This is a genomic window from Fretibacterium fastidiosum, assembly GCF_964642095.1.
Lineage (GTDB): Bacteria > Synergistota > Synergistia > Synergistales > Aminobacteriaceae > Fretibacterium > Fretibacterium fastidiosum.
This window is the reverse complement of sequence record NZ_OZ209244.1, coordinates 1,918,032-1,943,686: the sequence shown is the minus strand read 5'-3', so window position 1 is coordinate 1,943,686 and position 25,655 is coordinate 1,918,032. Positions and strand designations below refer to the sequence as shown.

Here is a 25,655-nt window from a genome sequence, read left to right as displayed (position 1 = left end):
GTCGTCTCATCTGTATCTCCCATCTCCTGATCAAAATCCTGGGGTGACGTTCCAGGTTTTCTTCTTCCAACGGACGACGACCTTATCGTTCGTGATGCGAACGATGCGCCCCTCCCGGTTCAGGAAGGTGTCGCCCTGCTTCACGAGAAGCCCCGTCCCCACGCCCGCGATGTCGATGAGCGCCGTCTTCGTCTTGTCTATGACCATGATGGCCCGCAGGGTGATCTCGGGCGGTGGCTCGACGACCTCCTCCACCTGAGGAGCCACGACACCGCCGCCAGGAAGGGGTATTTCAGGCACCACCGCAGCCATCCGCCGCGATGGGTCGTCAAAGAGGTACTTCCCCATGTCCTTCATGGTCTGCGCCGTCATCGCACTGCCCGAACGGCGGGCCGAAGCGTCGCGCACCTCGGTGACCATGGCCTCCAGTCGTATTCTGTCCTCATTCACGCTGGTGGTGGTGCTCGATGCCGTAAACGTCTTCTCCTCCCGCAGCTGCTGCAGCTCAAGATAGCTGTACACCGCCCAGGCAGTTCCTCCGATGAAGATGAGAAAGAGCAGGAGCCGCAGCGCACGGGCGGAACCCTCGCTCATCACTCCGGTGAAGTTCCCCCAGGCATAAGCTATCGCCTCGCGCCAAGTTGACTGCATGGCCCTACCTCCTGCTGTTGTTGGCGGCGACGATGGCCTCCACGGTTACGTCGGCCTCGACGCGCCCCAGCGGCGCATTCTTCCCGTTGCCGCTGTCCCTGGAGGGTTCGTTCTGCCGCACGGTCAAGTTGACCACGCGCACCGTCATGGGGAGGCTGCGCCACGCGGCCAGAACCTGCACCATGTCGTAGTAGTCTCCGCGCAGCGTCATCGAGATGGCCCCTACACCCTCCGCGTTGACGCCCTGCTGGCGCGTGGACAGAATCTCCACGCCCTTGTCCTGAACCGCCTGCTGGACGTTGGCATAGAAGTTCATGTCGTCCGAGGCCACGTTGACGTGGTAGTTGTCAAGCTCATTGAAGGCCTCCGTGAAGACCTTCTTCTGCTCCATGAGGGCCCCCGTCGCACCGTTCAGGTCCACGCGGCGCTGCTCCACCTCGTCGTACTGCTCCTGGAGGTCCCGCACGCGCTTGTCCAGGAACCAGACGCCACCGATCAGAGAGGCACACAGCAGGAAGAAGAGGAGCGTAAGTACTGTAACCTTGTTGTCCTTCATTATGGGTTGGGCTCCTTTCCTGTGGAGTCGGCGGCGCCCGTCATGTCGATCTGGCCGAAGGGCCGAAGTTCCAGATGCAGCTTGAAGTCCACCCGCCCCGTCTTCTCGTCCTTCTGGGAGCTCGGCATCGTCACGCCGCTGAAGACCCCACTCCCGCTGAGGCCGGTCGTCAGGGCAGTGATCTGGTCCTCCACGAGAGCCGTAGCGTCCACGTCCGCCGTGTAGACGACAAGCCCTCCCTCATTTGTCCCTCCCGGGGCAAAACGGATGGAAGTTATCCCCATCCCCTGGTCCATGTTGGTTTCGAGAGCGCTCAGCGCCTCGATCGTGGGGGGCTCGTTCCGCATGATCTGCAAGGTCTTGGCGTACTGCTGCTCCTTGTTCTTCAGACGGACGATCTCCGCCGTCAACTCGCTCTGGTCGGCTTCGAGCTTGGCTACCGCGTCCTCGACCATCTCGATGTCGGAGGCCAGAGCACGAGTTTCCATGAAGGCCATCACGATGTAGCCGATGCCCGCCACCAGGAAGAACAGGAGCAACAGGACGGCCAGGATGCGCGTGGCGTTGAACGAATGGCGCTTTTTCCTCCTCGCCAGGTATTCCGCAGGACAGAGGTCGAATTGTACTCTCATATCGCATCCCTCAAAGCCAGGCCGACAGCTGCGTCAAAACCGGGGACGCCGCCAAGGTCTGAACGAATCTGCCAGGTAGACCAAACGTTGGAGACGACGACGTTCAGCGACGCTCCGCTCTCCAAAAGCGCTTTGAGCCTCGGGTTTTCTCCCAGGCTGCCCCCCAGGATCAGGTGGCGGATCGCGAGGTCCCGATACTGGTTGCGGGCGAAGAGGATCGTGTTCTGAACGTCCTGCGCGATGGGCATCAGCGCCTCGTCCGCGCTGCGGCTCATGGGGTTGCGGAGGTCCGCCAGGGTGGACCGGTACAGGATGCCGTTATCCCGATAGCCCAAGATGATGTTGGTCACCTCGGGCTCGACGCCCAGGACGAAGTAGGCGCCGTTTCGGGCGGTCCGTCCCACCGAGGCCCTGAAGAAGGCCACGTTCATCGGCTCCACCGCCCCTACGGGAATGTCCGCGCGCTCCATCAGCCTCAGGAGGTCGTTCACGTAGACCAGGCGGGCCGTGGCCGCCAGGACCGTCGTCTTCTGCTCCACGCCCGCGGGAACATCGACCTCCACGATGTCCGCCGCGGCCTCGTTCCAGGCATAGGGGAAGTAGCCCTCGAACTCAAGGGACAGGGCGTCCCGAATGTCCGCCACCGGCATCTTGGGATAGTCGATCAGCCTCAGGATCACATCCCGTTCCGGAATCCCCAGCGCCACAGGACAGGGAAACTTCCCCACCTGTCCCTTGAAGTCATCAAACGCCTTCTCCAGCAGGTTGAACTGCTGTATCGACTCCCGCGAGATGCATCCCGCAGGCAGAGGAAAGACCTCCTGCCGACGGACTTTGAAGCCCTGCCCGTCAAGATCCAGCTCAATGTAGCGAAGGGAGTCCTCGTGAAGGGCCAGGCCCGCACACACGCCTTTCTTTTTTCGAGAAAGCAACCTCCTGCCTCCTTCCGATCAAGTTCGCAAAGATTCCACCCCGTACGAGGCAGCACAAAACCACTTTACCTACCGTGTTTTCCAAGGGAAAAGCGTCCTGTCTCCTTCACCTCCGGTCGACAGAGTGTCTGCCGACTTATACTTAGTCCTCAGTATTTTACATTAAAAATAGCCCTATATGGAACAAAATTTATCACAGAATATCAAAGAAAATGATAAAAAGTGATAAAGCGACTCAAAGCCACACCTCCTGCCACAGCAGCGGGGCGGGTTCCAGCACGAAAGTCCGCCCCCCGTCCGGGAGCGTTACCTCCCGGACGGCCACCGCGACCTCCAGCATCATGACCGGCCCCGACTCCACCGGTTTGACGGCCCGGATGAGGAAGGCGCCCCGGCACGGCGGAAAGAAGCTCTCCGCGCTGCGCTCCTCCTGCCACCGCGCCACGGGGACGCCTTCAACGCTGTAGTCCAGGTCGTAGACGTTCACCACGGCACCGCCCTCCCCCACCTCCTGAAACAGCCGGCACTCCGAGAAGTCGTGCGGGAGCGCTCCTCCCGGATGGGGCAGCCTGCCCGTCTTCAACTCCTCCCTCAGCCAACGACGCCCCACCTCCACCATCGAGGCAAGCTGAACCCTGCCCGCAAAGCGCCATCGGCTCGACGCGGCGGAGGTGTGGGCCCACTCGAGGAGCAGGAAGGTTTCCGTTCCCACCAACGCGGCTGCGAAACAGAACAGCATCACGGCCAGAAGCGCCACACCCGGCCTTCTTCTCATAGGTTCTCAATCCTCCAGGACGCGCGGGCCACGTAGAGCTCGCGGCGTCCGAACTCCGCGCTCCAGGGCGCTGCATCCGGCCACGCCGCGGGACGCCCTCCTCCGCCAAAAGTCGCGGAACCACCCGACGCCAGCACCCAGAGGTCCAGACACTTAAGCCCCGGCCGCCACTCCGCCCAGAGGGCAAGGACCCCCTCCTCCCGCGGATAGAAGTTCGGCGGATACCAGTCCGTCTCCATCCCCTGAAAGCAAAGCGTCTCGTTCTGCACGCAAAAGCGCTCGCACCGCAGGAGGTAGAGCTCGGCCACGGAGGGCGCGTCGAGGGGCAGGGGGGAGGAGGGGGCAAGCCGGAGTGTAGCCTGTCGCCCGGACAGGGAGGTCACGTGGAGGGGAAGCCCCGCCAGGGGGAGCACCCCCCAACTCCGCAGGTCCTCAAAGCGCCCGCTGCGGAAGGACGTTCCGGGAGCGGCCGAGAGGACGGTGAAGCGCGCCCTCTGCCCCGGCTTGAGGTCCGCGCTCCCCGCTTCCGCCCTCAGGATCATCCCGGAGGGCATGGCGTAGAGGAGGCAGAGCGCCGTTCCAGCGAAGACGCCGTCCTTCTCCGCCGCCGGGACGAGGCCAATCGGCCCCTCCCGGTAGACGCGGACCCCCCGGAAGGAGTCGGACCAGCCCGCCATCTGCGGAGCGTCCGAAACGCCCCGCCCCAGGGCCCTCTGAAGCGCCCCGCTGCCGCAGCACGCCGAGAGCCCCAGGCCAACGTGCAGGGCCCTCGGCTCGATGAAGGCGACGGCCCTCAGGGCGCGGTCACGGGCCAGGAGCTGTCGCAAAGTCCGGCTGGAGGACAGGACGACCCAGCGGTATCCCGCCGTCAGGATCGCCCCCAGGCACGCCGCGATCATGAGCCCCACCAGGAGTTCCACCAGGGTGAAGGCACGCGAGGTCGGACGGCAGCGACGTCGGACGTCCATTTAGAACGTCCTCGCCTGGACGAGGGGCACACTCGCTCCCCGCGCCCGGACCGTCAGGGTGACGCGGAGGGCGCCGCAGCTGCCGGGGCTGCACTCCCAGCTGAAGGAGAGCGCGCCGTCGGGCGTCGTTCGGGGCATGGCCTCCAGAATCCCCTTCGACGCGGGGCGGTCCACGCGGCTGAACCACCACTGCGCGCCGTACCGGCAGGCGTCCAGGCGCTGCAGCTCCGCCTGGGCGCGAAGGCTGCTGGCCAGCGTTCCGAAGACGGCGGGCAGGATCAGGGCCAGGATGAAGGAGGCCATCAAAACCTCCACCAGGGTCTCCCCTCGGCACACGCGCCCCACGGCCCGTGAAGGCTTCCTTTCACTTTCAAAGGCGTTCGTCGTCGTCAAGGTCAAACCCCCTCCACGGAAAGCTTTCTAAGGCGGCAGGGTGGGAAGGCGGAGAGGATCCTCCAGTCCTTCCGCTCCACGGCCCGGACGTCCAGAAGGACCACTCGCCCGTGGTCCGATGAGCTGCGGATCAGCCTCCCCGCCGCCTGACGAAGGAGGATTCGGGCCGTGGGAAGCGTAACGCGGACGAACCCCTTGCCACCCTCCAGCTCGTTGCGCGCCCGGACCATGGGGTCGTTGGGATGGGGAAACGGGATGCGGTCGATGATCACCTGAGTCAGCCCCTCCCCTGGAACGTCCACTCCCTCGCGAAAGGAGATGCTCCCGATGAGGGTGGAGGTCTCGTCCTCCGTGAACCTCTTGAGGAGCTGCCGCTGGGGCATATCCCCCTGAACCAGCACCGAGTAGCCACGGTCCCCCGCCCTCATCCGATCCGCGAAGGCGTTCAGCAGCCTAAGGGACGAGAGCAGCACCAGCGTGCGCCCGCCGTTTTTGTCGCACAGCCGCTCCATGATCCGGCACATGCGCTCGTCGTACCCCGGCTCCCCGACGTGCAGTCCAACGTCCAGGACGAGGACCTCCATCTGACGCGAGAAGTCGAAGGGGGAGTCCACCACGAGGCTGCGATCCGGAACGATGCCCGTCTCCCGGCTCCAGAAGTCGAAGCTCCCCCCCTGAGTCAGCGTGGCCGACGTCAGGACGAGCTTCTCCGGCTCCTCCTTCTGCAGGACCTCCTGGACGATCTCCGAGGCCGCCACGGGCTTGCTGGTCAACGCGCCGGACTCCGCCCAGTAGGCCCAGCTGGGGAAACGGGCCGCCGACAGGCACCAGATCAGGTCGCGCTTGAACTCCCGCACGTCGTCGATCCAGCGCATCAGCTCCGCGCCGCGCGCCATCTCCCCCTTGTCGGAAAAGTTCCCGGCCATGAAGCGTTCCTCGAAGGCCCGCAGGGGGCGCAGCAGGAGGTCCGCCTCCTCCGCCGCCGCCTGACCCCGATGGAGCAGCTCCTCGTTCGGGGCCGAGAGCTCGCCCCCGCGCGGCAGGAGGAGGGGCAGGGCCGTGAAGAGCGTCCGCAGCTCCTCCCGGGCGCGGGACGCGTGGGCCTGCAGCTCCTCGACCGGCACGGACTGAGCGCGGAGCAGGGGCGCAAACCCCTGAAGGACGCGCGGGCCGAAGAGGCCGGGACCGCTCTCCGCCCCGACGCGAACGGCCGACGAGGACCTCACGGCGTCGGGGATGCGATGGGCCTCGTCGCAGAGCAGCCAGTCGTACCGCAGGGGAAAGGCTCCGCCTCCCTCAAGGATGTGAGAGAAGAACAGGTTGTAGTTGGCGACGGCGACGTCCCAGTCCTGGGCCCTGCGGTAGGCCCGCACCACGAAGCAGCGGTCCCGATAGGGGCAGGCCGGTCCCACGCACTGCCGCGCCCCCGCCGACAGGTCCGCCGTCAGGGGGCTCGAGGGGGAGAGCCCCAGCTCCGCCAGGTCCCCCGCCTCCGTCTCCTGAAGCCACCGCTTGATCTCCTTTAGTTCATCAGGCCCCGCGTCGAAGAGCGAGGGCCCCGAAAGGCTGCCGGCCCTGCGGAGACAGGCGTAGTTGGAGCGCCCCTTTAGGAGCCCGAAGCGGAGGTCGGAGTTCAGGAGCTCCGCCAGGCGCGGCAGGTCCTTCCCGATCACCTGCTCCTGAAGCGCGATGCTGGCCGTCAGGAAGAGGATTCCGGCTCCCCGACGCCGGGCCTCCATGAGGGCGGGGACCAACACGGCAAAGGTCTTCCCCACCCCCGTGGGGGCCTCCAGAGCGAGGACGGCGGCGTCGGCGTCCCTCAGGAACCCCTGAACGGCCAGGGCGGCCTCCAGCTGTTGAGGTCGAAACTCGTAGCTGGGAAGGCGCGACATCTTTCCCGACGGGGAATAAAAGTCCTTCAGAGAAAGTTCCGTGGTATAATTCACCTCGATGCCGACGACTTTTTGGAGGACGCACAAAACCCCGCTCAGGGGCAAGCTCAAAGCGCGCTCTCCGGCGACGGCGGATTATTTTGGTGAAAGCGCCGTCAAGGCTTGCACACCTATTATACAGAATGTTACAATGCATTGCGTTGTATTTTAAGGGGCAGGGCTTTCGGGCACAAGCTCGAACGGGCGTCTGAACCGGAGGGGGGTGAAGGTCCATGCCAAACAAGCAGTCGGCAAAGAGGCGCGTCCGCATCGAGGAGCGCAATCGTCTCTACAACCGCTACTGGACGACGCGGTGCAAGACCGCCGTCAAGAAGCTTCTGGAATCCGTGGAGGCCGGGGACGGCGAGGCCGCAGCCAGGAATTTCAACCTGGCCCAGAGCGTGCTCGACAAGGCCGTGGTGAAGGGCGTGATGCACCGCAACACGGCGTCCCGCCGCAAGAAACTGATGGCTCGTGCCGTCAAAGGCCTGAGCAGGCCAGAGGCATAGGCCCGTCGGTCGTTCGTCCGAATCAAGAAGAGGGGGGCCCTCAGCGGCAACCCTTTTTTTGTATAGTATCGCGCGTGCTCCATTTTGTTTTACTTTCAGGAACGAAAATAATATAATGGAAAAGTGTGCTTTCAGCCGTTCCTCCAGCGCGCTGCGATGCAGGAACGGCCTTGAAGCGCAGGAAGCCCAGGCCCTCTGAAAAACAGCGAACCCATCCCACCCTTGGGGGCTTGGGACGTGCCGTACCGTTATTTTCGTTTCCCTTTTGCGTTGCAGGAAGGAGGTGAAGAACGATGGCAGACAATCCAACCATAGCGGAGATCAAGGCGGCAGAGGAGAGGGCGGCCGCAGGCGTCCAGGACGCCAAGTCGGCGGCCGCCCGCAGGCTGAACCAGGCCCGAACGGACGCGGAGAGCACGCTGAAGGAGACCCGTCAGTCTGCGGCGCGTCAGTTCCGCGAGAAGCTGCACAGGGCGGAAGAGGCGGCGGAGATCAAGGCGAAGGATATCCTGTCCAAGCGCGAGGCCGACGCCAAGGCCTTCTACGCGAAGCACAAGGACAAGGTCGCCGGTGCGGCCTCCTGGATAACGGAAGAGGTGATGGGTAGATATGGGCGTGGCTAAGCTCAAAAAAGCGGAGCTGTATTATCACAAATCCGTTCATGAGGAGATCGCTGAGGCCCTGCAGGAAACCGGCGTCTGCCAGATCATCGGCTCCTCCGAGGAGGCTCTGCGCCCGGCCGACGTCGAGGCCAGGCTGACCGAGAGCGAGGGACGCCTGTCGGACGTGCGCTACCTCATGCGCACGCTGACGCCCTGCTACGACGACCCCGTATCCTCCCTGGACAGGACGCTGGGCGAGCGCGCGCTCATCTCCATGTCGGACCTCTCAAAGCTCGCCGGCGAGACGGACCTCGGCGCCATCGCCTCTCGCGTCCGCGACCTGGAACACGAGACCGCGGAGGCGCGGCTCGAGCTCTCTCAGCTGAGGGCGAACCGGGCGCTTCTGGCGGGGCTGGAGTTCCTTCCCTACCCGCTCTCATCCATCACGGAGGGGACGCAGCGCCTGGCCGGCCTTCTCGGCGCGGTCAAGACGGAACAACTGAAGGCCCTGCAAGGGGCCCTCGAAGCGTTTTCAAAGGACACGGAGCTCATCCTGGAGCCCCACGACGCGAAGGCGGCCGAGGTGCAGGTCCTCCTCTACTACTCGCGCGACAGGGGCGCGGCGGTTTTGGACGCCTGCACGAAGAACGGCCTGTCCGCCATCGAGGTCCCCGCTTCCTTCAGGGGGACGGTCCAGGAGGAGGCCGCGAAGGTCGACGCCACCCTGCTCGACCTCGAAAAACGGGAGGCCGTTCTGATGAGCGACCTCAAGCGGGAGGCCGAGAGGTGGATGCCCGCGGTGCAGAAGCTCTCGGACTACTGGAACAGCCTCACGCAACGGTATCAGGCCCTGGGCAGGAGCGACGAGACGGAGCGCACCATGCACACGCGCTTCTGGGTGCCTGCGAAGGACGCGGCACGGGTCCAGAAGAAGGTCGAGGCCATCAGTCCCAACGTGGCCCTGACCCTGAGCGACCCGGCGGAGGACGAGGAACCGCCGACGCTCCTGGAGAACGGCGGGCTCATCCGTCCGTTCAACATTCTGACGGAGCTCTACTCGCCCCCGAAGTACCGGGGCATCGACCCCACGCCCCTCCTGGCGCCCTTCTTCTTCATCTTCTTCGGCATGTGCCTGGGGGACGCGGGATACGCCATCGTCATGCTGGGGACCATCTGGTGGGCGTTCAAGAAGTACCGGCGCATCCCCATGGGCGTGAAGGACTTCATCACGCTCTTCGCCTTCAGCGCCGTCTCGACCTTCGCCTACGGCGTCGTCAGCGGGAGCTTCTTCGGCAACTTCATCGACTCCTTCCTCCCCTTCCTGGTCCCCCTGAAGAACGCGCTGATGCTGGTCGATCCGATGAACAACCCCATACAGGTGTTGGGCATCTCCCTCCTGCTGGGCGTCGTCCACCTGATGTTCGGCCTCCTGATCGCAGCCTACGACAACTTCCGCCAGGGACACCTCGTCGACGCCATCGGAGCGGACATCTCCTGGTTCCTCCTGATCGTGGGACTCTGCTTCTTCGGCACGGGGATGGGCGGCATCACGCCGCCGCACTTCGTCCTGCTGGGCAAGCTCATGGCGATCGCGGGGGCGGCCATCGTCTTCTGGTACGCGGGCCGCGAGAAGACGAACCTCTTTGGCAAGGTCGTCTCAGGCTTCCTGGCCCTCTACGGCTCCACGTCCTACCTTGGGGACATCCTGAGCTACAGCCGCCTTCTGGCGCTGGGCTTCGGCTCGGCGGTCATCGGCATGATCATCAACCTGCTGGGCAGCATGGCGGCGGATATCCCCTACGTCGGGTGGCTCATCGCCGTCGTCGTCATCGTCGGCGGACACATCTTCAGCATCCTCATCAACATCCTGGGGGCCTTCGTACACCCCCTGCGTCTGCAGTACGTCGAGTTCTTCGGCAAGTTCTACACGGGCGGAGGCGAGCCCTTCATCCCCCTCGTCAACACGGAGGAGTACGTGGAGATCGCCGACTGACGCGCCGGGGCGCGAGAGATTTCGCGCAGGACACGCTTTATAAAAACGACGGCAGGGCCCTGAGCGCCGTGCCGAAAATTTGAAGGGAGTGCTTGACACTATGGAATATCTTGGACTTTCTCTGGCTCTGCTTGGCGCCGCGCTGGCCGCGGCACTGTCCGGCATCGGCTCGGCCATCGGCATCGGCATCGCCGGCGAGAGCGCTGCGGGCGTCATGACGGAGGACCCCAATAAGTTCTCAAAATGCCTCATCCTTCAGGCCCTTCCCGGAACGCAGGGCATCTACGGTCTACTGATCATGTTCTTCGTCCTCATCAAACTGGGGCTCCTGGGCGACGCTGGCGCCGTGACGCTGAACTGGAACCAGGGGCTTCAGGTCTTCGCCTCCTGCATGCCCATCGCCATCGTCGGCTGGATCTCCGCCATCTATCAGGGGAAGACCTCCGCGGCCTCCATTCAGATGATCTCGAAGAAGCCTGAGGCCATGGGCAAGGCGATCATCCTCCCGGCGATGGTGGAAACCTACGCGGTTCTGGCCCTACTGACGAGCATTATGATGCTTAATTTCGGAATTAAACTTTAGGCAGGTGGCTCGCATGTCACTTGCCGATATCAAAGCGAAGATCAGCACGGAGTCGCAGGCCGAGATCCAGGCCATCGAGTCCGAGGCCGATGAGAAGGTCCGTCAGATCAATCAGGAGTTGAACGCGGAGGTCAAGAGCGTCAAGGACACCTACGCCTCCCGCTTCGCCAAAGAGGAGCCGGAGGTCCTGAGGCGCCGCGAGATCGTGGCCGGGATCGACGCCAACAAACTTGACCTGGGCGTCCGTCGCCGCCTCGTGGACGACGCCTTTGCGGCCTCCCTGCGCAAGCTCGCGGACCTCCCCGCCGACGCCTGCCTCAAGTTCGCCTCCAGGCTGCTCAAGGAGGCGGTGTCCTCCGGGCACGAGGCCGTCGTCGTGGGAAAGGACGAGAAACACCTGAACCAGGGGTGGCTCGACGGCTACAACGCCGAACACGGGACGTCCCTGACGCTGTCGCAGGAGCGCCTGCCCATATCGGGCGGCTTCGTGCTGAGGGATGAGAAGATCGACACCAACTGCTCGTGGGAGATGCTGCTCGAGGACGTTCGCCCGGAGATCGAATCCGAAGTTGTCAAGAAGCTGTTCTCCTAAGGGGAGGGGTCGGCTATGAGTTACGTGTACACCGTGGCCAGGCTCAGGGGGATGGAGACACACCTCCTTGACGCGGCCTTCTTCTCCAGGCTCATCGACAGCTCCACCCTCGAGGACGCCCTGAAGGCCCTGAGCGAGACGTCCTATGCCCAGTGGCTGACGCAGGCCGGGGGCGAGGACTTCGACAAGGCCATCGACGAGGAGCTCCTGGCGACGTGCCGGGAGCTGGGGCAGTTCGTGCCGGACGAGGGGCTTCTGACCCTGTTCCGGATGCCCTACGACTACCACAACGTGAAGGTCGCCCTCAAGAGCCTTTTCAGGGTCCGCGGAGGCGATGCCGAGGGGCGCAGGCACGACCTGCTCTCCCCCCTTGGCGCCTTTCCCTCCGAAGGGCTGGTCGAGGCCATCGAGACGGAGGAGTACGGACGTCTCCCCTACGGGCTGGGCGACGTCGTGCCCCACTGCTGGACGCTGTGGGACCAGACGAAGAACCCCCAGGCGGTGGAGCTCCTGCTGGACCACCACCTGTTCGCGGCGATGCTCCGCATCGCCGGAGGGCTTGAGATGCCGGACGTCGTTCGGTGGGTGCGACACCGAATCGACGCCGAGAACCTCAAGAGTGCCGTCCGCCTTGCCCGTATGCGCTACGACGCCGCGAAGGGGCTCCCCTTCTTCCACGAAGGGGGCTTCATCCGGGCAGCGGACGTCGCGCGCCTCCTGGGCGAGCCGCAGGAGACGTGGGGAAAGATCCTCTCCTACACGGATATCGGGGCCGTCCTGGACGCGCTTCAGGAGAGCTCCGACGTGCAGGCCGCGCTGTCGGACGTCTCGAAGGCCCTGGACGAGTACCTCATCCGCGTCCTTGAGAGGGTGCGGTACTCCACGAGCGCACCGGCCAACGTCCTCCTCTACCTCCTGACGAAGGAGGCCGAGGCCCGCAACCTGCGCATCGCGCTGGTGTGCGTGGCGGGCGGACTGAGCCGCGAGTTCTCAAGGAGGTTGCTGAGCCATGCCCGATAACCGTTCCCTGCCGATGGCAGCCATCGGCAGCTACGAGATGGTCCTGCCGTTCCAGGCCGTGGGCGTCAAGACCGTGGTGCTGGATGGGGAGAAGCGCGGCTCCTTCGAGGAGATCCTGGAGAAGCTGGCCCGCGAGAGCTACGCGGTCGTCTTCATCCAGGAGGACCTCTTCGTCGACTTCGGCGGGAAGGTCCAGGAGGTCAACGACCGCTACCCCACGAGCGTCCTGCCCATTCCCGGTCCCTCCGGGACGAGCGGGGCGGGGCTTGAATCCATCCGAAGCAGCGTCGAGAAGGCCGTCGGAATGGACATCTTTGCTGAGAGGTAGTCTCACATGAAAAAGCACAGGCGGAGGCGATAAGAGTGCCTAACGAAAATGCAGTTAAGGGAACGATAGAGCGTATCTCCGGCCCCCTGGTCGTCGCCAGGGGAATGCTGGGCGCCAGCATGTCCGACGTGGTTCACGTCGGGACGGCGGGTCTGGTCGGAGAGATCATGGACATGGACGGGGACAAGGCGTCCATCCAGGTCTACGAGGAGACGTCCGGCCTAAAGCCGGGAGAGCCCGTCGTCTGTCTTGGCGAGCCCCTGAGCGTCGAGTTGGGGCCTGGGATCATCGAGCAGTTCTACGATGGAATCCAGCGCCCGCTGGAGCTGATCGAGAAGGCGGCGAAGAGCCCCTACATCTCCCGCGGGATCAGCGTGCCCGCCATCGATCACGCGAAGAAGTGGAAGTTTGAGCCCCGCGTGAAGGTGGGCGACACGGTCGAGGCGGGCGACGTCCTCGGCGTCGTGCAGGAGACCGTCGTGGTGGAGCACCGCATCCTGGTGCCCGTGGGCATGAAGGGGACCGTAAAGAGCGTGAACGGCGGGGACCACACCGTCCTCGACGTGGTGGCCGTCCTCGATGACGACGGCGTGAAGCACGAGGTCACCATGCTCCAGCGCTGGCCCGTCCGCAAGCCTCGGCCCGTGTCGAAGCGCCTTGCCCCCAACGTCCCGATGACGACGGGGCAGCGCGTCGTGGACACGTTCTTCCCGGTGGCCCTCGGCGGGACCGCCTGCGTCCCCGGCCCCTTCGGCTCAGGGAAGACGGTGATCCAGCACCAGTTCGCCAAGTGGGCTCAGGCGCAGATCGTGGTCTACGTCGGCTGCGGCGAGCGCGGCAACGAGATGACGGACGTGCTCCTCGAGTTCCCGGAGCTGGACGACCCCCAGACGGGGCAGCCCCTGATGAAGCGCACGACGCTCATCGCCAACACCTCCAACATGCCCGTGGCCGCCCGCGAAGCCTCCGTCTACACGGCCATCACCATCGCGGAGTACTACCGCGACATGGGCTACTCCGTCGCCCTCATGGCGGACTCCACCAGCCGCTGGGCGGAGGCCCTGCGCGAGATGTCGGGGCGCCTCGAGGAGATGCCCGGCGAGGAAGGATACCCCGCCTACCTGGGCACCCGTCTCGCCTCCTTCTACGAGCGCGCGGGGCGCTGCGTCGTCCTGGGCAGGGAGGGCCGCGAGGGCTCCATCACCGTCATCGGGGCCGTCTCGCCTCCCGGCGGCGACCTCTCCGAGCCCGTCACCCAGAACACGCTGCGCGTCACGAAGGTGTTCTGGGGGCTTGACGCCAACCTGGCCTACCAGCGCCACTTTCCCGCCATCAACTGGCTGAACAGCTACTCGCTCTACACGGACCGGCTGGACGTGTACTGGAACGAGAAGTTCGACGACGAGTGGAGCGGCCTGCGGGTGGAGGCCATGAGCCTTCTGGAGAAGGAGGCCCAGTTGAACGAGATCGTGCGTCTGGTGGGTATCGACGCGCTTTCCCGCGACGAGCGCATGGTCATGGAGACGGCGAAGTCCCTTCGCGAGGACTTCCTGCACCAGAACGCCTTCCACGAGATCGACACCTACGCCTCGATGGAGAAGCAGTTCAAGATGCTGAGGATGATCGTCCGCTTCCATCACCTGGGGCTTGACGCCCTGCACAGGGGCGCGCCCATGAACGAGCTGTTCAACCTTCCGGTGCGCGAGCAGATCGCCCGTATGCGCTACCTCGAGGAGTCGCAGATCTCGCAGATCGACAAGCTGGAGGACACGATGAAACAACAGATCAACGGAATCGTCCCTGTGGGAGGTGAAGGCAATGTTGCCTAAGGAGTACAGGACCATATCCAACATCTCCGGCCCCCTGATGATGGTGGAGAGCACCCGGGACGTCCGTTACGACGAGCTGGCGGAAATCGAGCTGGCAAGCGGCGAGAGGCGGCGCGGCCGCGTCCTCGAGATCGAGTCCGACCGCGCGCTGGTGCAGGTTTTCGAGGGCACCTCCGGCATCGACACGAACGAGACGAAGGTGCGCTTCCTGGGCAAGGTGCAGACCCTGCCCGTATCCCGCGACATGTTGGGCCGCGTCTTCAACGGCCGCGGCGAGCCCATCGACGGCGGTGCTCCCCTGATCGCAGAGCAGACCCTGGACATCAACGGAATGCCCATGAACCCCTACTCCCGCGACTTCCCCTCGGAGTTCATCCAGACGGGCATCTCGACGATCGACGGGCTGAACCCCATGGTCCGCGGCCAGAAGCTGCCCATCTTCTCGGCGTCAGGCCTCCCCCACAACCGCATGGCGGCGCAGATCGCGCGCCAGGCCACCGTCATCAGCGGACACGAGGACTTCGCCGTCGTGTTCGCGGCCATGGGCATCACCTTCGAGGAAGCCTCCTTCTTCATGGAGGACTTCCGCAAGACGGGCGCGCTGGAGCGCACGGTGCTCTACATCAACCTGGCGGACGACCCCGCGATCGAGCGCATCAGCACGCCGCGCATCGCCCTGACCGCCGCGGAGTACCTGGCGTTCGAGTGCGGTATGCACGTCGTGGTCATCCTGACGGACCTCACGAACTACTGCGAGGCCCTGCGCGAGATCTCCGCGGCGCGCAAGGAGGTCCCCGGTCGCCGCGGCTACCCCGGCTACCTCTACACGGACCTCGCGACGATGTACGAGCGCGCCGGCCGTCTGAAGGGCAAGGTGGGCTCCATCACCCAGATCCCGATCCTCACCATGCCGGAGGACGACAAGACGCACCCCATCCCGGACCTTACGGGCTACATCACGGAGGGCCAGATCATCCTGAGCCGCAGCCTGCACCGCCAGGGCATCTACCCGCCGGTGGACGTCATGCCCTCCCTGTCCCGACTGAAGGACAAGGGCATCGGCAAGGACAAGACCCGCGAGGACCACGCGGACCTGATGAACCAGTTGTTCGCCGCCTACTCCCGCGGCAAGGACGCGAAGGAGCTGGCGGTCATCCTGGGCGAGGGCGCGCTCTCCGATGAGGACAAGGCCTTCGCCAAGTTCTCCGACGTCTTTGAGGACACGTACATCCGCCAGGGCGAGTACGAGAACCGAACGATCCAGGAGACCCTCGACCTGGGCTGGAACCTGCTCACCATGGTCCCGACCAAGGAGTTGAAGCGCGTCCGCGACGCCTACATCGACAAGTACTTGAAGCCTCTGCTCGAGAAAAAGGCGGCACAGGGCGCGAAGGCCTGAGGGGGCGGTGAGCGATGGCACGCATCAACGTGAACCCCAACCGCATGGAGCTCTCCAAGCTCAAGAAGCGGCTGACGACGGCCGTCAGGGGCCACAAGCTCCTGAAGGACAAACAGGACGCCCTGATCAAGGCGTTCCTGGAGAAGGCGCGCGCGGGCAAGGAGCTGCGGGAAAAGGTCGAGAAGGAGCTGGCGGAGTGCTACGGCACCTTCGTGCTCTCCCGTGCGCAGACGACCCCCGAAGTGCTGGAGCAGGCGCTCATGTTCCCCGGCGCGAGCTGTTCGCTGTCCGTGAAGTGGCGCAACGTCATGAGCGTCATGGTCCCGGAGTACGACGTCGAGCAGGAGGGCAACCCCGTGAACTACGGCTTCGTCTCCGTCCCCGTGCTGCTGGACACCGCGCTCGAGCAGTTCAGCAAACTGATCCTCCGGCTCCTGGAGATGGCGGCGGAGGAAAAGGCCATCCGCATGATGGCCGGCGAGATCGAGCGCACCCGACGCCGGGTCAACGCCCTGGAGTACGTCATGATCCCCAACTACAAGGAGACGATTCGCTACATCAGCATGAAGCTGGACGAACAGGAGCGCTCCACGCTCAGCCGCCTCATGAAGATCAAGGAGATCGTCTCGGCCTAGCGCCGACGGCCCACAAGTCAAAAAGGGTCCCCCTCGCGCGAGGGGGACCTGTTTTTACCTGTGGGGCCGAAATCGGCTATAATAAATTCAAGAGGTTGTGGCTTGCCGCGCCTCAACCCGTTATGGAGAAGGTGAATGCCATGACCTGCGGACGCGAAGGCCTGACGACCGAGTTGTCGCCGGAGGAGTTGGAGCGTTGCGTTCGTTCCGCAAACCTCCTGAACGACGTGGTCTTCAAGTACCTCTTCGCCACGAAGGGGAACGAGGAGAACCTTCTGCGCCTCCTGAACGACGTCCTGGCTCCAGGGCCGGGCATCGTCTCCCTGCAGTACCTGGATCGGGAGAACGATCCCCGTCGGGACGAGGGCCGGACCTCCTGCGTGGACGTCTTGGCCCGCGCGGAGGACGGTCGGGTGTGCCACGTGGAGGTTCAGCTGGGAAGAGAGGGCTACTTCTTCGAACGGGCTCTCTATTACGCCTCGTGCAGCTACTCGGACCAGTTGTCCGTCTCCGACAGCTACGACAAGCTGAGGCCGGTCATCTTCGTATCGATCCTGAACTTCTGCCTTTTTCCGGATCGCGCGGAGGACTGGCGATCGCTGCACCGGCTTCTGGACGTGAAGGAACAGCGGAGTTACTGCGACGGCATGGAGTTTCATTTCATCGAGATGCCGAAGCTGAAACGCCTGACGGCGGCGGGCCGCGTCGAGGATGTGGGCCTGAGCCGCGTGATGAAATACCTTGGCCGGATAGGAGGGGAAGTTGAGATGGAGCGATTGGTGAAGTGCGACCGGGGGATCGAGCGGCTTGAGGATGGGGTCCGGACGTTTTTCCGCAAACGGGGGAACCTCGCGCTCTACAGGATGCGAGAGCGCGCCGAGACGGACTACCGCAGCAACCTGAAATTCGCGGTGCAGGAGGCCATGACCGAGGGCGAGAACAGGGGCAGAGACTTGGGCAGGGTTGAAACGGCGCGGCGGATGCTGGACATGAGTTTATCTCCAAGTCAGATATCCCAGGCGACCGGCCTGTCCCTTGACGAGGTCGAAGCACTGAAGGACAACGCCGCCGGGGCCTGAGCACTTCGGGTTCAACACGCTCCCTTCCTGGAATCGCCGGCAGTCCGCCCGTCCCATCAGGGGTGATGAGAGCAAAAACTTGCGGCCGGCATCTTTGACCGCCAACAGGTCCCCCTCGCGCGAGGGGGACCTGCTTTCACATCGTGCGGGGCCATTATCGTGTCATCGCTCGAAGGACCTCCGTATCACCTGAGGCAGCGCCTTGTCCTTCAGGAGCTCCGCCTTCAGCTGTGCCGCGCGCTCCGCGTCGGCTCCCTCGCAGAGGCAGTACAGGCGACACCTCACCTGCGTGGCCCACCGCGACGAGGAATAACGCTTCAGGAACTGCTCAAGCACGCTGCGGGCCTGCTCCTCCCTCGGTTCGGCGAAACCGTCCAGGCAGAGGTCCGCAAGCGCCCAATGGGCGGCTTCCGCCTCCTCCGTGTCCGGGCAACGCTCGATGATCTGGCGCAGAAGGACCTCCCGCGCATCGGGGTCCTCGGAGGACCCCAGGCGGGACAGCTCCGCCCGAAGCTCCCTTGCCGTCTGCTCGGCGGCTGCGTCCCCCTCGGCCCCCAGGGCCGGCGTCGGCGGATTTGCCAATAAGAGTGCCCCCAGCAGAAGGGCCCCTCCCCTAGCGGACTTTCCAAAGATACGAGACATGCACACCAACACCTCCGGCGCCATTGTACCCCGACAGCCCCCCTTAGACAAACGCAGCACGTTGAAATACGCCAGGAGGCTGACGCGCTCCTCAAGACGGCCTGGCCACGCCCCAAACGCCAAAATGGCAATGGAGAGTTGCAGCTATCTAAAATTAGAGCTATACTTCTATTGTTTCATCATTTTAATTTTTAAAGGAGTGGTTAACGTGAGAAACAAATCATGGCGTTTCGGTACTCTGTTGTCCGTGCTCCTCATCGCCCTGCTGGCACTGGGCGGATGCGGCGGGGGCCCCCACAACATCCCGGGGAACACCCCGAACCCCAGTCCGAATCCTAACCCTGCTCCCAATCCTCAGCCTCAGGTCGGGGTGTTGAAGGATTGGGAGGGAGAGTGGAAGAGTTTCTACGGTTCCTTGGATGCGCCCGAGATTGACGCCGTCTGCGAGAAAGCTGCGGCGTCCTTGCCCGCTTACACCAAGAAGGGTGTGAAGAGTGCCCTTGGTCGTTCTTACCAGACCGCTTTCGACAGCATAAAGGTGGAGGGAAGCGGGATCACCTTCATGGACTCCAAGGGAGCCTCCCTGGGAACCCTGACCTACGCGTCCCGCGGGGTCGAAAAACGGAAGTTCGGGACCTTCGACATCGAGTGGCATCAGTTCGAGGCGGCAAGCGGCGCGTCGGATAAGATGAAGGGATACAAGTACCTGGTGATGCTCAAAGTGCACAGCGATACTCCGGAGGGAGTCAAGCACTGGCACATGCGCTACGGAAGCGAGAGCCTCAAGGCACTGATCGACGATGCCGCCAAGGCCATGTGGTGGCCGACGCTCTGCGCACCGGGAGATGTCGCCCGCCTCTTAAAGGATATGTCGACCCCTGAGGCCGTGAAAGAAATTGTCGATATGTTCAAGAGCGTCAACCCGCTCGACGGCTGGAAGGGCACTTGGGTGAACCCCATCAGCTTCCTGGACGACCCCCTGATGAAGCCCGTCTACGAGGCGGTGTCGAAGAAGGCCGCGGTGAAGGGGAAGACCTACACGCCGGAGGCCGTGAAGGGCTTCATGAAAGACACGATGCTGAAATCCGACTTCGCCGGCGGGGCGAAGGTGGAGGGAAACAAGTTCACCTTCATGGACGACAAGGGGGCCGTCAAGGCGACGGTGTCCTACGTCTTCGACGGCATCGAAGCCCGGAAGTTTGGAGAGTACCCCATACCGTGGGCCGTCTTCAAGGCCGAGGCCGAGGGACCCTACAAGTACCTTACCCTGCTGCCGAAGGGCAAGGACAGCGAGGACGGGTTCATCCACTTCCACATGCGCTACGGGGACAAGAGCGTGGAGGCCCTGCTGGACGATCCGAAGTTGGCCATGTGGTTCCCGACGCTCTGCGAGTCCACGACGACGGCTGCGAAGTTTGCCCACGACATGCTTGAAGAGGCGGACGAGATGGTGGAGATGCTGCCCTAACCCGGCTTATCCACGCCAAAGATCAAGGGAAGATTGAGAGGGAAGGGGCCCTGAGGGGTCCCTTCCCTCTTTCGTTTACAGCCCCCGTCGGAGGGCAGGCGTTGTCCTGCCCCGACTTTTTCTGCTATACTTTGGGCAACGAAGGACAATGTCTTACGTTATGCCCAAAGGCGTCTGCGCTCGCCGAAGGGTTTTCAGGAGTTTAGGAAGGAGAGATTTTTTCGATGGACGTGGACTTCTTCAACGCGATTCTGGACCGTCAGTCCCAGGACGCCTCCGAGGCGGAGGCCTTCTGGGACGCGAGGGCCGAGTCCTTTCTCGCCAGCAAACGCACCTACGGCGCCGACCTGACGGAGCGCGTAGTCCGTTGCCTGACCGGGGGAGGGATGCTCGGCCCGGAAACCTCCGTCCTGGACGTGGGCTGCGCCTACGGGAGCTATGCGCTCCCCTTCGCCGCCGTCGCAAAGGACGTGGTCGCCGCGGACGTTTCCTCCAGGATGCTGGAGCTCTGTGCGGAGCGGGCCAAAGCGGCCGGAGCCTCCAACCTGCGGATCCTGAAGCACGATTGGGAGCTCGATGAAATCGGTGACCTGAAGGGGTGCTTCGACCTGGTGTTCGCCTGCATGTGCAGGCCCGCGCGGACCTCATCGGGGCTGGCGAAGATGGCCGCGGCCAGCCGGGGGGTCTGCGTCGTCGCGCAGTACGTTGCCATGGAGGACTCCCTGGCGGAGTCCATGGCCGGGGAGCTGGGGCTCGACCGAGGCGACGACCCCCACAACGACCGGAGCATCGCGTGGGCGATCTTCAACCGGCTGTGGCTGGACGGCTTTCTCCCTCGCATGGACTTTGCGGAGCGGATCGAGGATCGGACGCTCACCCTGGAGGAAGCCCTTGATCGCTACGGGATGGGCCTGGGCAGGGCGGCCTCGGAGCGGGGAACGGACCTTCGGTCGCTCCTGAGCGCGCGCGAGGAGAAGGGAGGCGTCCGCACGCGGGCGCGGGCCGTCCTGGCCCTGATCTCGTGGAGGCCGTCGGAGCGCGGGCACTTCACCGCTCCGACCCAGTAAACGCCTCGGCAGGGGGGAGGACCCTGCGTTCTCCCCTCTTCGCCGCCGCTCATCGAGGCAACCCGACCGTTGCAGGCTGTCGATGCTGCAGATTTCCAAATGAACTGACAATTTTTGGAGGGATTGATCGTGTCGGTTTTTTCCAGTCGTTCCACCCGTGGTTCGCGCTCCGGAGCCCTGCGGCTCAGGAGCAAGCTGCTCCTCGGCATCCTGTCCGTCGTCCTGATCGTCTTCTGCTCCGTCATCGCCTACGTGACGGTCTCCACGTCGAACATGGCGTCCCGCGACGCCGAGGTCCTGACGTTGGCCTCCATCGGTGAGGTCGCGCTCGACATCCAGAATCAGATCAAGGGCAACATCGACATCCTCCTGACGGTCGCCGGAGCGATCCCCCGCATCGACAGCAAGGCACCCAACGCGCGGGAAACCGTGCTGGCGCTCCTTGAGTCGGGCGCCCTCCAGAGGCCGGAGATCGTCTCCATGTGGGTGGCCTTCGAGCCGGACGCCTTCGACGGGCGCGACGGCGACTTCGCGGACAGCGAGTGGTACGGCAAAAAGGGACAGTTCACGGCCAGCTTCGTCGAACGGAACGGCCAGGCCGTCCGCACCCGCGACGTGACGGCCGAGACGATCTACGCCTCCGGCAACGAGTACTACACGACCCCACTCAAGACGGGCGAGACGATCGTCGGGAACCCGGAGTTTTACACTTATCAAAACGGCGTCAAGACCCTGATCTCCTCCATCTCCGTCCCCATCAAAATCGACGGCAGGACCGCCGGAGTGGTCGGGATCGACATGGACTATGCTCTGATCCAGGAACGCATGAAGACCTTCCGGATCCTCAGCGATCGGACCGCCCTTCTCCTGATCGACGACGACGGCTTCGTCATCTACTCTACGGTCCAGTCGATGATCGGTCGACAGCTGGGGGACATCATTCAGGGCCAGAAGACGGCCCCGCAGGTCCTTCAGGCCGTCCGGGAGGGTAGGCAGTTCATGGAGTACGACTACGCCGTGGCGACGAATGACCAGTCGCTGAAGGCCTATGCGCCGGTGACCCTTGCCCCCGCGAAACAGACGCTGTGCGTCAACGCGCTGGTCCCCATGTCCGTGATGCTGGCGGAGTCGAGGGCCATGACCCGCAACACGATCCTGACCGCCATCGTTGGTCTTCTCATCCTCTTCGGGGTAGTCTACTGGCTCAGCGGGCGCATCGTCCGCCCCATCCTCGCGTTGAGCGAGATCATTCACCGCGCCTCGGAGCTCGACTTCATGTACGACCGCTCAAAGAACTGGCTGCTGGACTACAGGGACGAGATCGGTGAGATGACCCACAACTACGCCCTCCTGCAGGGCACTTTGACGCACTTTATCCGCGACCTGAACAGGGAGGCGCAGACCTTTGCCTCCGGGGCACAGAACCTCGCGGCCATCTCGGAGGAGTCCGTAGCCTCCATGGAGGAGGTCAAGGCCTCCGTAGACGAGGTCGCCCACCTTTCCGCCGAGAACGCGAAGGCTCTGGTGAGCACCAACACGGCGGTTGACGAGGTCTCGCGCGCCGCCGCCGCAACGGCGCAGTCCTCCGAGGAGGGGGCCGGGATCGCCGCCCGCACGGCGGACCTCACGCAAAGCGCCTTCGCCGAGGTGGACTCCGTCATCGCCAGGATTCGACAGGCTGAGGACCGTTCCCGCGCCGGCGGGGAGTCGATCGGGAAGGTCAACGGGTCGGTGAACGCCATCGCAGGCTTCGTCACGACGATCACGGGCATTGCGGACCAGACGAACCTTCTCGCGCTGAACGCGGCGATCGAGGCGGCGCGCGCGGGCGAGGCCGGCCGCGGGTTCGCGGTGGTGGCCGAGGAGGTGCGCAAGCTTGCCGAGGAGTCGGGCAATGCGGCGCAGGAGGTGCAAAAGCTGATCTCCAACCTGGAGGACGACTCGAACCAAGCGAGCGCGGTCATCCGGGAACTGGGCGAGCTGCTGAGCGAGACGGTCAAGAGCTCCGGCGAAGCGCAGGACAGCCTGAAGCGCGGACTTGACGAGGTGAACGCGCTGAGCGGACACATGCAGACGATCGCGGCCGCGGCGGAGGAGCAGGCGGCGTCAAGCAGCGAGATGGCGAACTCGGTGGGCCAGGTGTCGAGCGCGACGGCGGAGGTCGGCAGGACCCTGGAGGACATCAAAAAGGCGACGGGCGGGACGGCCGCGGCCAGCGAGAATGTCGCCACGGAGGCCCAGAGGATGAGCGAGGGCGTGGCCCGCCTGGAAGTCATGGTGGGGCGCTTCCGGTTCGACGAGGAGGACGAGGGGAAGGGCGGCACAGCCCTGCCCTCAGGCCGATAGACCGGGCCAGTATGGCCAGTATAGTACGGCGGTCCCGAAGGGGACCGCCGTACCGCATTCCGGAGCGCCCACGAAAGATGGGGACGGAAACAGATACGGTCATGCGCCGGATAGAGACAATATCGTGGCGGACTGTCAGAAATCAAAAACCCCGCTTTTGAGCGGGGTTTTATAGCATAACGGACGGAGCCGGATGATCTTCTGGAGGCGGCACCCAGATTCGAACTGGGGGTAAAGGATTTGCAGTCCTCTGCCTTACCACTTGGCTATGCCGCCCTTAAAATCGGCGCGTCAAAACACCTCGGACGCGCCTTTCACCTCAGTTATTCTAACGGCAAACGCACGCTTCGTCAAGCGCCAGGGCCCATCCGCCTTCAGCCCCTCATTTTTTCGTGTAGAGGAAGGGCCCGGCCATCTCAAAGCCCAGCTTGCGGTAGTCGAATATCTGCTCCGTGGACCCCACCAAGAAGTAGCCTCCGGGGGCCAGAGCGTTGAAGAACTTCTGGTAGAGGGCGGCCTTCGTCTCGTTCGTGAAGTAGATGACGACGTTGCGGCACAGGATGAGGTCGAAGCCCGTCCCGAAGGAGTCGTCGATCATGTTGAAGCGCTTGAAGGCGACGCGCCGCTTGATCTCCTGATTGACGTCGTAGGATTCGCCGCCGTCCTTCGTGGTGAAGTACTTCGCCAGGTACTCCTTTGGCGCGTTGACCAGCTGAGCCTTGACGTAGTGCCCCTTCTGGGCGATGTCCAGGGCGCCCTGGTCGATGTCCATCGCCAGGACCGGCGCGGAGGCCTCCAGCCCACAGACCGCGGAGAGAATGGCCAGGGAGTAGGGCTCCTCCCCCGTGGCGCAGCCCGCGCTCCACAGCTTCAGGCGCCGATTACCGCGCTTTTGCGTCAGCTCCGGAATGATCTTGTCCCTGAGCTTCCACCACTGGGAATCGTTCCGAAAGAACTCCGACACGTTGATCGTCAGATAGTCCAGAAACTCCCGCAGCCGCTTGGAGTCGTTCTTGATCATGTTGAAGTACTCGTCGTAGTTGCCCTTCACGCCCCACCGATCCATCTGCATGTGGATACGGCGGTGAATCTGCTCCTTGTAGGAGTTCAGGTCCAGGCCGATGATCTTCTGCATCTTCTGCTTGAACGCTGAGTATGCGGGCGAATCGTACTGCGTTGCCTCTGGCATGGTCGGTACCTCCCGAACCGGTTTGAGGGAGGGACCCACGGGTCGGCCCTCCATTCCACGATGTCCCTGATGCCCCACGATATCCACGGCCTCCGGAGGGCGCTCCGCCACCCCGGAAGCGGCTAGTCCTCCAAGACCTCTTTCTCCTTCGCCTTGTAGATTTCGTCCACCTTCTTGACGTAGGCGTCCGTCTTGTCCTGCACGCCCTTCGTCAGCGTTTTCAGGTCGTCCTCCGTGATCTCCGAGGCCTTCTCCTGCTTCTTCAGGGACTCGATGGCGTCCCGTCGGTAGTTGCGGACGACAACCCGCGCGTCCTCCGCCTTCTTCGCCAGGAGCTTCGTCAGCTCCACGCGGCGCTCGCGCGTCAGCTCCGGCAGCGTCAGGCGGATGCTGGCTCCGTCGTTCTGCGGCGTCATCCCGATGTTGGCCGCCAGGATGGCCTTCTCGATGGCCTTGAGGCTGGTCCGGTCGAAGGGGGCGATCTGGATCGTCCGGCTCTCCGGAATGGTGATGTTGGCGATCTGCTTGAGTGGGGTCGGCGTGCCATAGTAGTCCAGCTTGATGTCGCTCACCAGGCCGGGGTGGGCCCGCCCCGTGCGGATTGACAGGTACTCGTTCTGCAAAAAGTCAATGGCTTTATCCATGCTCTCCTGAAGCTCTTTGAGCTCGTCCTTCGGCATAACGTTCCCTCCTTAAAAAGTATCGTCCTGACGATCGGGGCATGAGGCAGCGCCCCTCAGGCATCCTCCACGATTGTACCAATTCGCTCGCCGTTGACAAGAGCCGAAACGAGACATCCCTTCTTTTGAACGTTCAGCACCAGGATGGGGATGCGGTTCTCGCGACAGAGGGAGAAGGCGGAGGCGTCCATCACCTCGATGTTGCGCTGCAGGGCTTCCGAGTAGGACAGGTGAGGGAAGAACCTCGCCTCCGGATGGCTCTTGGGGTCGGCCTCGTAGATGCCGTCCACCTTCGTCCCCTTCACCATGCAGTCGACGCCCATCTCCGCAGCCCGCAGCGCGGCCGTCGTGTCCGTCGAAAAGAAGGGATGCCCCGTCCCCGCGGCGAAGATCACGATGCGCCCCTTCTCCATGTGGCGCAGGGCGCGGCGGCGAATGTAGGGCTCGGCCACCTCCCGCATCTCGATGGCCGTCTGCACCCGCGTGGGCACGCCCATCTTCTCCAGCACGTCCTGCAGCGCCAGCGCGTTGATGACCGTGCCCAGCATCCCCATGTAGTCCGCCTGGGAGCGCTCGATGCCCAGCTTCTGCACGTCGCGGCCGCGCAGCATGTTGCCGCCCCCCACCACGAGAGAAAGCTGAATACCGGCGCCGTGCAGCTCCACCATCTCAGCCCCGACCCGACGCACGGCGTCGAAGTCCAGGCCGAAGCGTTCGTCCCCCGCCAGGACCTCGCCCGACAGCTTCAGAAGCACCCGATTGTACCTTGGCATATCGCACCCCACTCCTCTCTCAGGCCCCATGCAGCCAGCCCGGCGCAGGCATCCGCATGCCTCCGGCAGGGGCTCCGCCTGCG

At 63.9% G+C, this 25,655-nt stretch carries 26 protein-coding genes and 1 tRNA gene; 14 read left to right on the top strand and 13 right to left on the bottom strand.

Annotated features, from left to right (window positions below):
- Window positions 1-30: 30 nt before the first annotated feature.
- The 8 genes from ACK28C_RS08725 to ACK28C_RS08690 form a co-directional block, all read right to left on the bottom strand.
- Entirely contained in the window at window positions 31-651 is a 621-nt protein-coding gene (locus ACK28C_RS08725) for a hypothetical protein (RefSeq protein ID WP_015556210.1), read from the bottom strand.
- Window positions 652-655: 4 nt separating this feature from the next.
- Window positions 656-1,207 carry a hypothetical protein gene (locus ACK28C_RS08720; RefSeq protein WP_015556211.1) on the bottom strand — a complete coding sequence of 184 codons (552 nt, stop codon included), beginning with the start codon at window positions 1,205-1,207 and terminating at the stop codon, window positions 656-658.
- Window positions 1,207-1,839 (bottom strand): hypothetical protein, encoded by a 633-nt coding sequence (locus ACK28C_RS08715; protein WP_015556212.1) that lies wholly within the window; start codon window positions 1,837-1,839, stop codon window positions 1,207-1,209. The genes ACK28C_RS08720 and ACK28C_RS08715 overlap by 1 nt, the downstream gene beginning before the upstream one ends.
- The gene (pilM, locus tag ACK28C_RS08710) at window positions 1,836-2,771 is read right to left on the bottom strand and encodes a type IV pilus biogenesis protein PilM (protein ID WP_208872715.1); all 936 of its coding nucleotides are present in this window, start codon (window positions 2,769-2,771) and stop codon (window positions 1,836-1,838) included. Before pilM ends, ACK28C_RS08715 begins: the two co-directional genes overlap by 4 nt.
- Before the next feature lie 235 nt (window positions 2,772-3,006).
- Window positions 3,007-3,546, bottom strand: a complete 540-nt coding sequence (locus ACK28C_RS08705) for a hypothetical protein (RefSeq protein WP_243440570.1) — start codon at window positions 3,544-3,546, stop codon at window positions 3,007-3,009.
- The gene (locus ACK28C_RS08700) at window positions 3,543-4,514 is read right to left on the bottom strand and encodes a prepilin-type N-terminal cleavage/methylation domain-containing protein (RefSeq protein WP_409152066.1); all 972 of its coding nucleotides are present in this window, start codon (window positions 4,512-4,514) and stop codon (window positions 3,543-3,545) included. Before ACK28C_RS08700 ends, ACK28C_RS08705 begins: the two co-directional genes overlap by 4 nt.
- Window positions 4,515-4,907: a type II secretion system protein J gene (locus ACK28C_RS08695; protein WP_409152065.1), complete on the bottom strand. Its 393-nt coding sequence runs from the start codon at window positions 4,905-4,907 to the stop codon at window positions 4,515-4,517. It lies immediately after the preceding gene.
- A 2-nt stretch (window positions 4,908-4,909) separates the two neighbouring features.
- Window positions 4,910-6,910 carry an ATP-dependent DNA helicase gene (locus ACK28C_RS08690; RefSeq protein ID WP_409152063.1) on the bottom strand — a complete coding sequence of 667 codons (2,001 nt, stop codon included), beginning with the start codon at window positions 6,908-6,910 and terminating at the stop codon, window positions 4,910-4,912.
- A gap of 161 nt (window positions 6,911-7,071) precedes the next feature.
- On the opposite strand from ACK28C_RS08690, the gene rpsT reads away from it, so the two are divergent.
- The 11 genes from rpsT to ACK28C_RS08635 all read left to right on the top strand — a co-directional run bounded on the left by rpsT (window position 7,072) and on the right by ACK28C_RS08635 (window position 17,407).
- Complete coding sequence (gene rpsT, locus ACK28C_RS08685; RefSeq protein ID WP_015556214.1) at window positions 7,072-7,347, top strand: 30S ribosomal protein S20; 276 nt, start codon at window positions 7,072-7,074, stop codon at window positions 7,345-7,347.
- Between the two features lie 293 nt (window positions 7,348-7,640).
- Complete coding sequence (locus tag ACK28C_RS08680) at window positions 7,641-7,970, top strand: hypothetical protein (protein ID WP_015556215.1); 330 nt, start codon at window positions 7,641-7,643, stop codon at window positions 7,968-7,970.
- Window positions 7,963-9,942 (top strand): V-type ATP synthase subunit I, encoded by a 1,980-nt coding sequence (locus ACK28C_RS08675; protein WP_409152062.1) that lies wholly within the window; start codon window positions 7,963-7,965, stop codon window positions 9,940-9,942. The genes ACK28C_RS08680 and ACK28C_RS08675 overlap by 8 nt, the downstream gene beginning before the upstream one ends.
- 100 nt (window positions 9,943-10,042) lie before the next feature.
- Entirely contained in the window at window positions 10,043-10,525 is a 483-nt protein-coding gene (locus ACK28C_RS08670; protein WP_015556216.1) for a V-type ATP synthase subunit K, read from the top strand.
- Window positions 10,526-10,538: 13 nt separating this feature from the next.
- Window positions 10,539-11,117 carry a V-type ATP synthase subunit E gene (locus ACK28C_RS08665; RefSeq protein ID WP_015556217.1) on the top strand — a complete coding sequence of 193 codons (579 nt, stop codon included), beginning with the start codon at window positions 10,539-10,541 and terminating at the stop codon, window positions 11,115-11,117.
- 15 nt (window positions 11,118-11,132) lie between these two features.
- Window positions 11,133-12,137: a V-type ATPase subunit gene (locus ACK28C_RS08660; RefSeq protein WP_015556218.1), complete on the top strand. Its 1,005-nt coding sequence runs from the start codon at window positions 11,133-11,135 to the stop codon at window positions 12,135-12,137.
- On the top strand, window positions 12,127-12,465 hold the full coding sequence (locus ACK28C_RS08655) for a V-type ATP synthase subunit F (protein ID WP_015556219.1): 339 nt from the start codon (window positions 12,127-12,129) through the stop codon (window positions 12,463-12,465). Before ACK28C_RS08660 ends, ACK28C_RS08655 begins: the two co-directional genes overlap by 11 nt.
- Before the next feature lie 104 nt (window positions 12,466-12,569).
- Window positions 12,570-14,294 (top strand): V-type ATP synthase subunit A, encoded by a 1,725-nt coding sequence (locus ACK28C_RS08650; protein ID WP_015556220.1) that lies wholly within the window; start codon window positions 12,570-12,572, stop codon window positions 14,292-14,294.
- Window positions 14,284-15,693: a V-type ATP synthase subunit B gene (locus ACK28C_RS08645; RefSeq protein ID WP_015556221.1), complete on the top strand. Its 1,410-nt coding sequence runs from the start codon at window positions 14,284-14,286 to the stop codon at window positions 15,691-15,693. Before ACK28C_RS08650 ends, ACK28C_RS08645 begins: the two co-directional genes overlap by 11 nt.
- A gap of 14 nt (window positions 15,694-15,707) precedes the next feature.
- Window positions 15,708-16,328 (top strand): V-type ATP synthase subunit D, encoded by a 621-nt coding sequence (locus tag ACK28C_RS08640; protein WP_015556222.1) that lies wholly within the window; start codon window positions 15,708-15,710, stop codon window positions 16,326-16,328.
- Between the two features lie 122 nt (window positions 16,329-16,450).
- Window positions 16,451-17,407: an Rpn family recombination-promoting nuclease/putative transposase gene (locus ACK28C_RS08635; protein ID WP_208872729.1), complete on the top strand. Its 957-nt coding sequence runs from the start codon at window positions 16,451-16,453 to the stop codon at window positions 17,405-17,407.
- Window positions 17,408-17,569: 162 nt separating this feature from the next.
- Here the strand turns inward: ACK28C_RS08635 and ACK28C_RS08630 are convergent, their stop codons facing one another.
- On the bottom strand, window positions 17,570-18,049 hold the full coding sequence (locus ACK28C_RS08630) for a hypothetical protein (RefSeq protein WP_208872731.1): 480 nt from the start codon (window positions 18,047-18,049) through the stop codon (window positions 17,570-17,572).
- Window positions 18,050-18,257: 208 nt separating this feature from the next.
- Here ACK28C_RS08630 and ACK28C_RS08625 point away from each other — a divergent pair, with 208 nt between their 5' ends.
- From ACK28C_RS08625 to ACK28C_RS08615, 3 genes are all read left to right on the top strand, one after another.
- Window positions 18,258-19,517: a ZinT/AdcA family metal-binding protein gene (locus ACK28C_RS08625; protein WP_208872732.1), complete on the top strand. Its 1,260-nt coding sequence runs from the start codon at window positions 18,258-18,260 to the stop codon at window positions 19,515-19,517.
- 224 nt (window positions 19,518-19,741) lie between these two features.
- Complete coding sequence (locus ACK28C_RS08620) at window positions 19,742-20,584, top strand: class I SAM-dependent methyltransferase (RefSeq protein WP_015556224.1); 843 nt, start codon at window positions 19,742-19,744, stop codon at window positions 20,582-20,584.
- Window positions 20,585-20,713: 129 nt separating this feature from the next.
- Complete coding sequence (locus ACK28C_RS08615) at window positions 20,714-22,930, top strand: methyl-accepting chemotaxis protein (RefSeq protein WP_208872734.1); 2,217 nt, start codon at window positions 20,714-20,716, stop codon at window positions 22,928-22,930.
- 202 nt (window positions 22,931-23,132) lie between these two features.
- On the opposite strand, the gene ACK28C_RS08610 is transcribed toward ACK28C_RS08615, so the two are convergent.
- The 4 genes from ACK28C_RS08610 to pyrH all read right to left on the bottom strand — a co-directional run bounded on the left by ACK28C_RS08610 (window position 23,133) and on the right by pyrH (window position 25,572).
- Window positions 23,133-23,206, bottom strand: a tRNA-Cys gene (locus ACK28C_RS08610).
- Between the two features lie 106 nt (window positions 23,207-23,312).
- A complete protein-coding gene (locus tag ACK28C_RS08605) occupies window positions 23,313-24,119 on the bottom strand; it encodes a protein-glutamate O-methyltransferase CheR (protein WP_015556225.1) in 807 nt (268 codons plus the stop codon).
- Window positions 24,120-24,241: 122 nt separating this feature from the next.
- Window positions 24,242-24,799: a ribosome recycling factor gene (frr, locus tag ACK28C_RS08600; protein ID WP_015556226.1), complete on the bottom strand. Its 558-nt coding sequence runs from the start codon at window positions 24,797-24,799 to the stop codon at window positions 24,242-24,244.
- 56 nt (window positions 24,800-24,855) lie between these two features.
- Entirely contained in the window at window positions 24,856-25,572 is a 717-nt protein-coding gene (pyrH, locus tag ACK28C_RS08595) for a UMP kinase (RefSeq protein ID WP_015556227.1), read from the bottom strand.
- Window positions 25,573-25,655: the final 83 nt, after the last annotated feature.

Bases quoted from the DNA above. Each gene is read 5' to 3' on its own strand.
- ACK28C_RS08620 (WP_015556224.1), top strand. From the start codon at position 19,742: ATGGACGTGGACTTCTTCAACGCGATTCTGGACCGTCAGTCCCAGGAC.
- ACK28C_RS08670 (WP_015556216.1), top strand. From the start codon at position 10,043: ATGGAATATCTTGGACTTTCTCTGGCTCTGCTTGGCGCCGCGCTGGCC.
- ACK28C_RS08655 (WP_015556219.1), top strand. From the start codon at position 12,127: ATGCCCGATAACCGTTCCCTGCCGATGGCAGCCATCGGCAGCTACGAG.
- ACK28C_RS08640 (WP_015556222.1), top strand. From the start codon at position 15,708: ATGGCACGCATCAACGTGAACCCCAACCGCATGGAGCTCTCCAAGCTC.
- ACK28C_RS08660 (WP_015556218.1), top strand. From the start codon at position 11,133: ATGAGTTACGTGTACACCGTGGCCAGGCTCAGGGGGATGGAGACACAC.
- frr (WP_015556226.1), bottom strand. From the start codon at position 24,799: ATGCCGAAGGACGAGCTCAAAGAGCTTCAGGAGAGCATGGATAAAGCC.
- ACK28C_RS08715 (WP_015556212.1), bottom strand. From the start codon at position 1,839: ATGAGAGTACAATTCGACCTCTGTCCTGCGGAATACCTGGCGAGGAGG.
- ACK28C_RS08720 (WP_015556211.1), bottom strand. From the start codon at position 1,207: ATGAAGGACAACAAGGTTACAGTACTTACGCTCCTCTTCTTCCTGCTG.
- pyrH (WP_015556227.1), bottom strand. From the start codon at position 25,572: ATGCCAAGGTACAATCGGGTGCTTCTGAAGCTGTCGGGCGAGGTCCTG.
- ACK28C_RS08650 (WP_015556220.1), top strand. From the start codon at position 12,570: ATGCTGGGCGCCAGCATGTCCGACGTGGTTCACGTCGGGACGGCGGGT.
- ACK28C_RS08605 (WP_015556225.1), bottom strand. From the start codon at position 24,119: ATGCCAGAGGCAACGCAGTACGATTCGCCCGCATACTCAGCGTTCAAG.
- ACK28C_RS08700 (WP_409152066.1), bottom strand. From the start codon at position 4,514: ATGGACGTCCGACGTCGCTGCCGTCCGACCTCGCGTGCCTTCACCCTG.
- ACK28C_RS08705 (WP_243440570.1), bottom strand. From the start codon at position 3,546: ATGAGAAGAAGGCCGGGTGTGGCGCTTCTGGCCGTGATGCTGTTCTGT.
- ACK28C_RS08645 (WP_015556221.1), top strand. From the start codon at position 14,284: ATGTTGCCTAAGGAGTACAGGACCATATCCAACATCTCCGGCCCCCTG.
- ACK28C_RS08635 (WP_208872729.1), top strand. From the start codon at position 16,451: ATGGAGAAGGTGAATGCCATGACCTGCGGACGCGAAGGCCTGACGACC.
- ACK28C_RS08665 (WP_015556217.1), top strand. From the start codon at position 10,539: ATGTCACTTGCCGATATCAAAGCGAAGATCAGCACGGAGTCGCAGGCC.
- rpsT (WP_015556214.1), top strand. From the start codon at position 7,072: ATGCCAAACAAGCAGTCGGCAAAGAGGCGCGTCCGCATCGAGGAGCGC.
- ACK28C_RS08630 (WP_208872731.1), bottom strand. From the start codon at position 18,049: ATGTCTCGTATCTTTGGAAAGTCCGCTAGGGGAGGGGCCCTTCTGCTG.
- ACK28C_RS08680 (WP_015556215.1), top strand. From the start codon at position 7,641: ATGGCAGACAATCCAACCATAGCGGAGATCAAGGCGGCAGAGGAGAGG.
- ACK28C_RS08725 (WP_015556210.1), bottom strand. From the start codon at position 651: ATGCAGTCAACTTGGCGCGAGGCGATAGCTTATGCCTGGGGGAACTTC.